The sequence below is a fragment of the Paenibacillus sp. H1-7 genome (genome assembly GCF_022354825.1).
GTDB lineage: Bacteria > Bacillota > Bacilli > Paenibacillales > NBRC-103111 > Paenibacillus_S.
In genome coordinates, this window is sequence record NZ_CP031168.1 from 8079676 (window position 1) to 8091589 (window position 11914).

Sequence of the window (11914 nt, forward strand, 5' to 3'; positions counted from 1 at the left end):
GACCGGTGCTTTTTCAGGCTATACATCATATTGCAGCTGCTTCTTCGCCTGCACGATGAAATCGAGCGGCGTCGGGATCGTCTCGCGATTGTACTCGATGGCGCCGATCTTCAGCACCAGCTCCACTCTGTACTTCTCTGCATATTCCCCCTGGTTCAATTCATCTACTCTTTTTCTTAACCGTTCGATGACGAAATCCGCACCGGGCCTGTCCGTGAACAAGAGCATGCCCCAGGTCGGGGTGTCTTTATTGAACAAATATAAAGCATCGTTCGTCCGAATGCTCGTCTGGCTCACCTTCGAAATTTCATGCACCGCTTCCATCAAGTGCTCCTCGCTGATCATCCGCCTGATTTCGTCCCAATATTTTACACCGATGACCAGCAGGGTAAGCGGGATGTTGTAGCGGACCGAAAGAGCCATGAAAATCTTCGCGTCGTTTTGAAAGGACAGGCTGTTTTTCAAATTCGTCCTCTCATCCATCGTAGCGAGCGATGCATTGGCCTTCTTCAGCTGCTCGTTCTCTAGCTGAAGCTGCCTGCTGGCGGATGTGAACATCCAGGTCAGCAGAGTGAAGATTGGGGTCATAACCAGCCAAAAGTAGCTTTGCGTACTGATAGAACCGCCTTGAACGACGGTCTGGTACAAGGTGAACGTACCGTAACCGAACACGAACAAAATATTCAGAATCAGACCTGTCGTCACCGTCGTAAAATAAGTCACCACGGCGATCAGAAACGCCACGTTCAAGAAGATGATGTTCTGAATGTAGCGGTTAGGGTCCGCCGCCATGAATACGATGGTAATAAAGCATGCGATGAACAGCAGCAGGAAAGCGCCGTCCGAAACGAGACTGCCTGGATATCGCCTCATTGCTCTTTCCCCCGCTTCTTCCTGTATTTGCGAACCATAAGAATCAGCGATAAGAGAACCAATACGATCACCAGTATTACGGCAACCATGAAGCCCAGGACATCACGCCGTTCCAAAATATTGCCGATCGTCGACGGCCCTTCCGGCTCAGCCTGCTTCTTGAACCGGAACGCCTGCACGTTGCCGTCCTTGTCTGCAACGACCCCGTCGCCGAACACCTTCCAGAGCGTTCCTTCCCCGGCCAGCATTTTGGAGGCCAAATACGTATATTCCGCCCCGCTGCCCGTTACCGCCAACAGACCGCTGCCCGCTTCATAGGGGGAATCGATCAGCTGCAGCGTCCCGATCCGTTTCCCGTAATCGGCGTCGATGCTCATCTTCTCATTGGAGACGAATCCCCCGCCGTTCGGATCGTACTTGAAATACAGCTTATCGTTGTTGTCTCGTATGATCTTATTGTCGCGGTAGCTCCCGATGGCAATAACCTGCCTGGCCTTCAAATTGTCGGCGCTCACCGCGTCGTCGAAGAAGCGGACCTCCCCCGTGTTCGTCTGCGCATATTGGCCGAGCAGGTTGAACAGGTTCGTCAAGGTAGCGTACGTATACGATTCCCGTTCCTTCGGCAGGACAACGGCAACCTGATTGTAGCTGCCGTCCCGAAGAAGCGGATACGGATAATTATTGAGCAGCAGCTCGGCACGGTCTTTGGTATTCAGCTGCAGCATCGATTTTTTGTCGATAAATGCCCATGGCATTTGATCCTGCGTATCGATACATCCCGCATCCTCCAGCTCCAGGTCGAACGCGACCGTGACGGAGAAATTGCCGGAAATATTCAAGTCTTTCGGTATCGTCATTTCCATATGGTCGCCGTTGGCCAGCTCGGTAGACAGCTTTTTGCTGCCGATCGGCGTCTTGTCTATTAAGACGGTGACCATGGAACGGCTAAAGTCCAAGTTCCGCGCATAGCGGAAATCAAGGCTCAGCTTGCTGGCGTCGGCGATAGAGCGGTTGCCCGGCAGCGCGATGAAATACGTTTTTTCCCGGTGCAGCGCCCCGGTCAGCTTGTCGCCCGCCTCCGTCAAAGTTACGTTACGGCTCACATCCACCTGCGGTGTGGCGACCTCCGTGGTCGAGTCGACCACCTTCGTATCGGCATCGAGCTGGCCCAGCAGCGATTGATTGGCCACGAGCCGCCCGGCCTTGATCAATAAGCCGGGGTCGCTCGACGTTATGACCAGCGTCGGCTGATCCGCCAGCCGGACCAGCTGGATCAGCGCCTTGTCCTGCACATCCGATCGGCTGAGCAGCGGCTTAAGAGACGGGGACAAGTTGTCATACAGCGCTATCGCTACGACGGCCTGCTTCCCTTTCAACGTCTCCTCACTGTAAGGCACCAGAGGGATGACCTTGTCTTTGACCGGGCTTGCTTTGGCCAAGCCGGACAAGGCATAGACGGCCGCCTCCAGCTCGGCAGGATGCCCTTTCTCGGACACGGCGACGGCATTTAATCCGTCGTTGGTCGTATCTGCCCCGATGAAGTGCCGGTTGAAGTCGCGAATGCTATTCTTCATCGCTTCATTGCTATGCTTTACGTTGATGGCCGAGCTATCCAGAATATGCAGCCAGTTATCCCTATTGGTCGTCGGCAAGCACACGAGATTCGGGTTCGGAACCGTCGTTTCGAGGTGCCCTTGAATCGATAATGTATTTACCCCCGGCACAATCAATGCGGCTGGAACGGTTACGTTCAAGCGCTGCATGTCCGCATCGCCGACGGTCATCCGGAACGAGTGGAACGGGCTTCCGTTAATGAGTAACGTTACGCTGGAACGCTCCGTCTGCGTCAACGTCGACGTTTTATAATCGAGCTGAAGCATTACCGAATCGACCTTCCAATAGTCTTCGACCCGGAAAAATTGCTCCGTCGATGTGAAGCCGCCCGATAAGGAGGTGTCGGATAGAACCGTTCCATAGTTTTTCACAAGGGGGGCGGAGCCGTCTGCCGCTTCGGCGGCCAAAGCCATTTGCGGAACCAGCAAGGACAAGCAGACGCTTGTTATCAATAGCAGTCGTTTCATCTAAAATGTTCCCTTCCCGCGCTAGAAGCGTTCGGTTTTATACCATTTTGCCTCTCGCTTAAATACCAAGTCCTTCAGGTACGTAAAGAAGCCGTAAGCAGCGACAACCATCCATAACTGACAGTACGACACATACATGAGCAAAATAATCCAGACATTGGATAGCCTCATTTCTCCCTTTTCCGTAACGAGAGTGATGAAGGTCCCAACGACAAACAGCGTTATAGCCAGCATCCACAAGAAGGAGCTGAAGCTGGCGATCGTCGTCGTAACATAGCCCAGTGCATTTAGAATAAGCAGCATATCGGACATGATCAACGAGGTTAGCAGCAAGAAATAAATCGATAGAAAATATAAAATATCAAAGCGTACCTTCGACGCCGAACGGTCAAACAGGAGGGGGATGTTTTTCACGATGACGTAAATGTTTCCCTTGGCCCACCTCGTCCGCTGCTTGAACCACACTTTGACCGTCTGGGGCTCCTGCTCCCAAGTGACGGCCTTCGGCTGAAACTTGATCCGGTAGCCCATCATATAAATGCGGAAGCTGATCTCCGTATCCTCGGCGATCGCCTTAACATCCCAGCCGCCTATATGCTCAACGATTTCGCGCCTCATGATAAAATTCGTTCCGGGGATCGTGCACAGCTTGAACAGCTTCCAGCGCCCCGCCTGCGCCATCCATTGGAACGATAGCGTCTCCACGTTAATGAACCGCGTTAACATATTGACATCCCGGTTTCGCGTCCGGAATTTGCCGATAACCGCCCCTAGCGAGGCATCGTGCATGATTTCCGATACAAGATAGAGCAGCGCCTTTCTCTCCGGCGTATTATCGGCGTCGTAAATCGCAATCAGCTCGCCCCGGCTTTGCGCGAAGCCCAAATTCAAAGCGTTCGACTTCCCTTTGCCCCCTGTCACCGCATCCGTATTCAGGACGATCATATTGCGTCCGGGATGCTTCGACTGCAGATTAGATAGCAGGACGCTGCTGTTATCGGAGGAGTTGTCGTTAATGACAATAATCTCATAACGGTCATGAGGGTATTCGAGCCCCAGCAGCGATTCGACGGTCTGAATAATGACCTTGGCTTCGTTATGGGCGGGCACCATAATAGAGACGAAGGGCATTTCCCCTTCCCAGAGCGGCACCGGCTTCTCTTCAATCTGAATGTAGTACAGGTAGCCTGCTACAATCAGAACCACGTTCACCAGCAGAAGCGACCAAATGCATAGAACGGAAATCAGCATAAGAATATCGGCAATGGTCACAACGATCTCTCCTGGTTTGTGTATTTGCGCCGGTACAGCCGGTGCCCGATTATCAGAAAGCCGGCGAAGATTAGAAGCGTAAGCAAGATGAGCGCGATAAAAATGTTATTTTGCAAAGTGAAGACGGCGGCAAACGCTTTGGGCCCTTCTTGAATGTATACGTGCTGCGAATCGACGGCTTTGACCGCCTTGTTCAGTACAGGCGTCTGTCCGTTGATCTGCAGCTGCCCTTGCCGGGAGACTGCCTCGTTCGCTCCCGTCCGAACCGTATGCGCCGCCATTTTGTAATCCGCATAGGTCGTCCAATCCGAAGTGAGAGCTTGCAGCGTTTGCTCGAACTGCTTCCCGTCTTCCGGGAAGTCGTATACAAGAGCGGTGTCCATAGGAAACGGCTCCCTGACCTTGCCTTGCTGCTCGAACTTATTCAGCTCGCCGGCCTTCAGGGTGTATACGGAAGAAGAGAACGCCTTCGACGTATCGGTCTGCGCCCGGTGCATGATGCGCTCGTTCGGGAACGTGACGATGGAGTCAAAATAGGACATGCCTCGCGCCGTATAATGCTGATCGTAGGTCCAGTACATTTCGGCGCCTATGCCGAGCGGTGCGATCCCGTATTCGGCCAGCGCGTTAATAAAAGAAGCCATCTGGTCGCTTAATGTCGTAATATCCTGACTTATCGTCGATGCTACGACCGGCGCGTTCACGAGGATGCTGCCGTTTCGCGACTGCACATATTTCAGCGCTTCGAGATACCGCTTCATCGCCGGATAATCCGTATTGCTGAACACCGGCATAGCACTTACGATGAAAGGAATGCCGGATTCGTACAACCGGTCGGCCAGCCGCTGCATCTGTTCCAGATTGGAGAACGGATATACGGGCTTGAACAGCACGTAGTTTTGGCTCTGTCTCTTCACGCCCAGCCAATCCTTGACTATATAGGCGATAGCCAGCTCGCTCAAATTTCCTTTTTCGAAATAAGGAACGTAAGCCATCCGCTCTCTCATGACACCGTACGGAGAAACGGCATGGGAGCTGTCCGAAACAAGAGTTCCGTATGCAAATGCAGTCCCTTCCGTCTGTACAATGTACGGCATCCGGTTAACCGGAATGGCGGACTGAGCGTACGAGCCTATCGATAATCGAATCGTATCTCTGCTTCGCTCCTCCACCTGCAAGCCCAGCGCTTGCCGCGTCTTATCGGGAAGCTGCGATCCAATGTGCAAGTACGCCCCCTGATACGAGGCAAAATCGTTCCTGTATTCCGCCTTGAGCTCAGTAAGATCGTCTGCGTTGCGCACCCCGATGACTTGCTGATACTTGTCCAATGTCCCTTGCTTGTAACGGTCGAAGCTCGTCACCGTAACCTCGACTCCGAACGAAGCGAGCACCCGCTTCAAAGCCTCGATATTCCCTTCCTTCGGCGTGCCGAGTGCCAGGCTGTCATAGACTACCAGCACGCGGGCCGGTTCGGCATAAGCCCGTTGAACGAAACCATAGGGGAGCAAGAGAAGAAGGCATAGCGTCACCATCCATAGCTTCCATGTTGTTGTTCCAGCCATCCTTCTCTCCCCCTTCATCATTACGCTTGCAGCGTTAGCCCCTTCTGCTCCGGTACGCTCGGCTGCATTTCAGGCGCTTGAGCCGGCTCCTGCTCGACCGCCCACAGCCTGCGGCCGAGGATATCCGCGACGGCAAGAAACGATACCAGATCGAACGTCGCCGTGAATAAAAATTCATGCTTGGACAAGTCGGCATCCCCCGCCCCGATAATAGAAACCGCAATGCCGGATATCCCGATGAGCATCATCATCACAACAAGCGGTAACCGGAAGCAGCGCCTCATCTCCCGTAATTTCCAGGCGGTAACGAAAGACGGCGTGTACAGACCGATCACGATAATCATCCAAATGACGACAAATCCGAACGTTTTGGGCGCCAGCGCGTCTTTCATCAAGCTGTACCCGGAGAAAAACTTCGTCTGGGCGCCAAACGGCTTTCCTACCGATTTCTCGTAGTTCCCCATGGCCGGAGGACGAATGGTGAAGCCGCTTTTGGCAGCCAGATTCAGCATTTTTCCCGCCTGATCCGGATGGGTGATGTAATAGTCCAGAATGGAGCCGAAACCATACCGGCTGTAAAATTCGTTCTCCAGCAGCTCCGAATCTACATCTACGGTGGTATAAGGGTTGTAATAGATGCTCTGATTCAAGATCGCAAACTGCTTGTCGATACCGAACGATTCCAGCGTTTTTTCCGGATTGACCGAATCCATCAGTACGCCCCGCGTCATGGCATGGTATTTGTTAATGTTGACGAATTCCTTAGGAATCAGCACATAGGTACCTACACCTACAGCGAACAGCAGCACGAGAAGCGAAGCCGTGATCGCGCGAAACGTCCTCTCCCGACGGATCAGCACGAGAAATACGCCCAGCATGGAGATCAGAATGCCGACCGGTGCGTTTTGCTGTTTACTCGTCGTTAGAATGATCGTGCTTATGAAGAACAATCCCAGAAGAACATAGTCATTGTATCGTTTCCGATAAAGCAGCAATCCTGAGGCGAATACGAGCATGGATGTTATGAGAACGACGCTTTCGCTGAAAAAGGAGTTGAAGTACGCGGTATACCCTGTATCGCCGAATAGGAAAATAGCTATTCCCGCAATGATATACCCTCGCTTTGCGGGGAGCCTCCACGTAATGCCTTCTATCAGCAAGTAAACGGCCATCGTATACAGTACCGTGTAAATAGCGGCTTGAAATCGGATATCGAACAACTGGGGATGATATAGCAGCTGGTTAAGCCATATTGCTAACTTAATAAACAGCGATTGCGAAGAAAATAGGGCTGCACCATTCTCGTTGTAGTATTGAAAAATCCCATAGTTTTTGACGAAGTAACCCAAGTACTGGCTGTTATAATCGGGAGCATTGAAGTAGAGCCCATTTCCGTATAAGCTGCGAAAGTAGTCCCCGTTATCCGCCATCCCGATATAAGGCGGGACGAACAGTGCGAATAAAGTAATCAGAAACACTCCAGCAGCCGCCATTACCGCAGGGGAAGCGTAACGGATCCAAACACGTTCAGGCCGGGCTTCCTGCATTGGCTTAGCCTTCTTTCTTGTTAATATACGTAAGCTAGTAAAGCGTTCAGATTATCGAAGGAATAGGCTTGCATGGACGCTGTATCTCCGAAGCCTCCGTCCAGCACGCTGCCGGTATTCCGTATCTGAAATTCGTTCATTCTGCGGATGCTCGCTTCATAGAGCTCCTTATCTCCAAGCTCGGAGCCTATCATAGCCGCAATGGCATAAATCGCCGTCGATCGAATATCGTTGGCCGGCTTCCCGTCCCTTGTATACTGGCCGAACAAAGTGCCGGCCAGCACCTGCTTTTTCAAAAACCGGATGCTCTCGGGCTGATGCTGCCGCACTTCCGCCAAGGACAAAATCGTCAGCAGCGATTCCACGGTGTTGATCCCTTCCGAGCTGTAGGCTTGGGCGCCGTAATCATACCGCGTTTCGTAGAACGGAAAATCGTCCGATATGTATCCTTTCTTCACCGTCTTCAGCATGTTCGCCAGCAGTGCGTCCTTCTGCCTGCTTTCAATATCGAGCATGCCAAGCGTCTTCAGATCGATGTAACATAGCGTAATAAACCGGTTCGTCGTCTTGTACGTTTCGTCGTAAAAATCATACAAATAACCGTCTTTTACATTATGCTCGTAAAAACGGCTGCCGTACGTCTTCGCTTGATTCGTATAGCCTTCATCCTTGAAGGTTTGTCCCGCTTCGTACAAAGCGCGGATGATCCGAAGATCGTCCACGGCCGCATTGAGCGTATACCGCTTATTGAGCACAGGACTGTATCTATAGCTGAACCCGGTTGCAAGATCGAATGTCTGCTTCGCTTTGGCCCATTCCGCGTCGAAGCCGCTCCGCTGGCCGGCTATAGCGTAGTAGCGCAGCATAAGGCCCGCCGACTCGCTCAGCACCTCGTGACCGCTGGCAGCCTCCGACGATTGCGCGGAATCCCGCAGATTCGTATATATTCCGTTAATACCCGTAAGGTGCTCCGTAATAAACTTGTACAGCGCATCCCGTTTCTCTGTCATGTGCAGTGAATCCCCGTAGGATTGCGTGTGCGCCAGCGGCACGGGAGCAGGCATGGATGAATTCGGCGTCTCGCAAGCCGTAAGCAGCAAGAATAGCAGCAAGCTGTTCAACCCCAGAAGCATCCTTTTGCTCATACCTTTCTATCTCCCTTTCACTGCTATCCATCTTGGAATACGGGAACTATTTTTCAACATTATTTTACAATGTTTTCACGTATTATGTCGAATTGTCGTTTTTTATCAAATTTTCTTTATATGATAAATTAGTTTACCATATCGCCTTGGGACCATTAGAAGGTAAGTATTGGCATGATGATTTGGTGGCGGTCCGATACCCTCTTTATTAACTTAAACAAAAAAAGGCTCCTCCAAACGAGTGGAGAGCCTTAAGCTTGTTGAAAAAACCAGGATAACCTTCGCAGCGTGCAGTATATCCCGATGAGGTTCCTCCCTTAGGTTAAACCTCTAACCTACTGCAGCCTTGTTATGCAGTCCATAACCGGTTATGCTTCGCCTTACAGCTTGCAGCTGTTGATCCCAAGAAGCCGGTTGATGGCACATTTCTGAGTCAGCCCCGTAAAGAGCAATGGAACGCTGATTATCCCAAGCCATTTCCATGCCCCCGGCAGAAAATAAACCAGCGAAGCAAACGCTAGTCCTGTAATAATCCGTATGGCTCGATCGGCCCCTCCGACATTTCTTTTCATATAGAAAGTCATCTCCTTATATGATAGTGGTTATTTCCTGGTTCCTATCATACAAGGAGCGGCGCCGGCGTTCCGTAACTTCATCACCAAACTATTCGACAAGCTCTAGCAAAGATTCCCTGTGAAGAACAGTGATTTTTCCCCGCGACAACTGGAGCCGCCCTTCCTGCTCCATCGTCTTCAGCGTACGGCTTATGACCTCCCGGGCGGAGCCCAGTTCCACCGCCAATTGATCATGGGTCATGGTTACGGCAGGCTGATCCGGAGCGGTTTCCCGCAGCAAATATTCAGCAATACGAGAGCGGACCGATTTAAAGTGGATGCTGTCCAATAAATTCGACATGATCAGCAACCGCTCGGCGAACACTTTAAAAATATACTGCCGGAAGCTTTTGTACCGGTCGATCCAATCGCGAAATACCGCTATAGGAATAATCAGGACGGTGGAAGGCACTTCAATGCAAGCCGATGCCTCGTACTGGGTCTCTCCCAATATGCTCGTAATCATAAGCGGACAGCATTCCCCGTCATGAATCCGGTATAAGGTGACTTCCCTGCCGCTCCCGCTCACTTTATACACTCTCACGGTCCCATCCAGCATGAGGGCGGCGTGCTCCAATAAATGCCCTTCATGCAGCACTTGATTGGGAGGCAAGGCCCAGACCGAGATGCCGTTCGTCTCCCAGTCTTCCTTGGCTATATCCGATAAGCTCGGAAATTTGGATACAATGCAATCGATTTGCTGCGGCAGCATGGCTTCACACTCCACCCCCGGATTTAGGCTAACCGAATTTCGCATTCCTGCTTTCGTTCAAATACAACAAACGCAATGTAACTAATTCGCCGGAATCCGCGTACCATCCTTTTTCTGGTGTTACGATAAACCTCCGTGTAAAGCTCCCAGCACGAGAAATGAAACCAGATGCTCGCCTGCTGCAATCGCATATACTTTGCTTGACATGAGGCCGAAGGCCGCATTTTTTAAATAGACGAGAGCAACAAGAATACCAACGATGAAACCCAGGATGAGTCCGGAAACGAGATTGCCCGCACCCGCCGCCTGTACCAGAACAGCAACCAGGAACGAGCTGAGAAATGCTACCCCGGTGGAGGCAACATAAATGAGCGGATTGCTCATATGTCCTTCTTTGACCTTATTGAGTCTCGTCCATTGACTGCCGAACAAGACCGGGGAATAATAGAGCGCTCCGAAGATCATATAAAAGATAGCTCCTGCAAGTACAGCCCAATAATTCAATTGTGCCAAATCCATGTTCATTCAATACGACCCCCAATCACATAGTCGGCGGGCGTCTCCCCTAGCATTTCGGTAAACAGCCTGTGAAAATGCGACGGAGAATACGTAGACCATTTTGGCCAAATGCTCCAGCGTTAACGTCTGGTCCAGGTGGTTTTCAATGTATTCCAACGCTTTATGAATGCGTGCGCGCTGTTCATTGTCGAGCTCAGCCATCTATGTTACCGCTCCCTGTTCCAGTATTGCCTTGATATTCTTCAAATCCTTCTTGTTCGCGCTCCGCATCATGAACGACATAAACGGGGCGAATATGGCGGAAAAACCGCTCGGATTGCCTCTGTTGCGCAGCGTCATCCGGGCTGCATGGCTGCCGGCGGCTTCCCATGTATAGGTCGTTTCCATAGGAAAAGGACCGTCCGCCGTCCTCATGACCAGCTTTTGACCAGGAACATAATCCGCTATTTCATATATGTAGGCAAGCTCCTTGCCGAGAAAATCCGCTTTAAAAGCAATTTGCGTCCCGACAGTTAACGGTTTGGGAGTCCGCCACTCCGCTGAACGGATATTGACGTACCATTCGGGTGCATTGTCCGGGTTTGCGGCATAGGCAGCCACCTCGTCCCGGGGACGGTTAATGATGATTTCGGTCAAAACATCTACCATGGCGAATGCTCCTTATCGTATTGTTTGCAAGTTATACACCCCTATGGATACATGCTTACAAGGTCAGAATATAGCAAGACGGAATCATGTGCAAGTTTTGTTTAAGTTGACACTTAATTAAGTATGTGCTAAATTAATGCCATGATAGATAAAGCCATTCACGCCTTAGCGGAACCGAGGCGCCGGGATATCTTATATCTCGTCCGTGATGGAGAGCTGCCCTCCAGCGCCATAGCATCGCATTTTGATATATCGGCACCAGCCATATCGCAGCATCTCAAAGTGTTGGAGGAAGCCGGGCTCGTCGTTGTCCGGCGCGCGGGCACCAAACGATTTTACGGGATTAGGAGGGAAGGGTTCGCCGAATTGAAGCAATATATTGAGAGCTTCTGGGATGACAGCTTGCTGCGCTTGAAAGAAGCCGCGGAAGAAGAAGAGAGGAGAAAGAATAATGCCAATGAACAGCAATGACACGATTGTGAAAGAGATTTTCATAGAATGCCGTCCAGAGACGTTGTTCACGTTTTTTACCGATTCCGACAAGCTGGTGCGCTGGATGGGACGCCACGTCTTGCTCGATCCCAGCATCGGCGGCAAATACCGCATCGACGTGAATGGCAGCGATATCGCCATGGGGGAATATAAGGAAATCATCCCGAACGAGAAGATCGTTATGTCCTGGGGCTGGGAAAAGTCGAAGCTTGTGCCTCCAGGCTCCAGCACCGTCGAGTTCAAGCTGACGGCGCAAGATAACGGTACCCTCTTGACGCTGACTCACTACGATCTGCCGGCCTCCGAGATCGCTTCGCATCAGCAAGGCTGGTCGCATTACATGCCGCGTATTCAGCAGTTGGCGCAAGGTCAAGACCCTGGCGTCGATCCTTGGTCCGAGCAAGCGATGCATGACAATAAATAAATGGTGAAGAACACGGATGTGCTGC

The 11914-nt window shown here is 51.5% G+C and carries 13 protein-coding genes; 2 read left to right on the forward strand and 11 right to left on the reverse strand.

Going from position 1 to position 11914, the window contains the following annotated elements:
- Positions 1–18: 18 nt before the first annotated feature.
- The 11 genes from DVH26_RS35635 to DVH26_RS35685 form a co-directional block, all read right to left on the reverse strand.
- Entirely contained in the window at positions 19–873 is an 855-nt protein-coding gene (locus DVH26_RS35635) for a GGDEF domain-containing protein (protein ID WP_239630322.1), read from the reverse strand.
- Entirely contained in the window at positions 870–2954 is a 2085-nt protein-coding gene (locus DVH26_RS35640; protein ID WP_239630323.1) for a cellulose biosynthesis cyclic di-GMP-binding regulatory protein BcsB, read from the reverse strand. Before DVH26_RS35640 ends, DVH26_RS35635 begins: the two co-directional genes overlap by 4 nt.
- Positions 2955–2975: 21 nt before the next feature.
- Positions 2976–4226 carry a glycosyltransferase family 2 protein gene (locus DVH26_RS35645; RefSeq protein ID WP_239630324.1) on the reverse strand — a complete coding sequence of 417 codons (1251 nt, stop codon included), beginning with the start codon at positions 4224–4226 and terminating at the stop codon, positions 2976–2978.
- A complete protein-coding gene (locus tag DVH26_RS35650; protein WP_239630325.1) occupies positions 4223–5788 on the reverse strand; it encodes a DUF2334 domain-containing protein in 1566 nt (521 codons plus the stop codon). The genes DVH26_RS35645 and DVH26_RS35650 overlap by 4 nt, the downstream gene beginning before the upstream one ends.
- A 20-nt stretch (positions 5789–5808) precedes the next feature.
- Positions 5809–7335, reverse strand: coding sequence for a glycan biosynthesis hexose transferase WsfD (gene wsfD, locus DVH26_RS35655; protein ID WP_239630326.1), 1527 nt, complete (start codon positions 7333–7335; stop codon positions 5809–5811).
- 20 nt (positions 7336–7355) lie between these two features.
- A complete protein-coding gene (locus DVH26_RS35660; RefSeq protein ID WP_239630327.1) occupies positions 7356–8480 on the reverse strand; it encodes a hypothetical protein in 1125 nt (374 codons plus the stop codon).
- A gap of 380 nt (positions 8481–8860) precedes the next feature.
- A complete protein-coding gene (locus DVH26_RS35665; protein ID WP_239630328.1) occupies positions 8861–9052 on the reverse strand; it encodes a YgaP family membrane protein in 192 nt (63 codons plus the stop codon).
- Positions 9053–9143: 91 nt separating this feature from the next.
- Positions 9144–9806 carry a Crp/Fnr family transcriptional regulator gene (locus tag DVH26_RS35670; RefSeq protein ID WP_239630329.1) on the reverse strand — a complete coding sequence of 221 codons (663 nt, stop codon included), beginning with the start codon at positions 9804–9806 and terminating at the stop codon, positions 9144–9146.
- 120 nt (positions 9807–9926) lie between these two features.
- Positions 9927–10331, reverse strand: coding sequence for a DUF1761 domain-containing protein (locus DVH26_RS35675; RefSeq protein WP_239630330.1), 405 nt, complete (start codon positions 10329–10331; stop codon positions 9927–9929).
- Entirely contained in the window at positions 10332–10526 is a 195-nt protein-coding gene (locus DVH26_RS35680; RefSeq protein ID WP_239630331.1) for a hypothetical protein, read from the reverse strand.
- Complete coding sequence (locus DVH26_RS35685) at positions 10527–10973, reverse strand: SRPBCC family protein (RefSeq protein ID WP_239630332.1); 447 nt, start codon at positions 10971–10973, stop codon at positions 10527–10529.
- A gap of 141 nt (positions 10974–11114) precedes the next feature.
- Here DVH26_RS35685 and DVH26_RS35690 point away from each other — a divergent pair, with 141 nt between their 5' ends.
- Positions 11115–11444 carry an ArsR/SmtB family transcription factor gene (locus tag DVH26_RS35690; RefSeq protein ID WP_239630333.1) on the forward strand — a complete coding sequence of 110 codons (330 nt, stop codon included), beginning with the start codon at positions 11115–11117 and terminating at the stop codon, positions 11442–11444.
- On the forward strand, positions 11425–11889 hold the full coding sequence (locus DVH26_RS35695; RefSeq protein ID WP_239630334.1) for an SRPBCC family protein: 465 nt from the start codon (positions 11425–11427) through the stop codon (positions 11887–11889). The genes DVH26_RS35690 and DVH26_RS35695 overlap by 20 nt, the downstream gene beginning before the upstream one ends.
- Positions 11890–11914 lie beyond the last annotated feature (25 nt).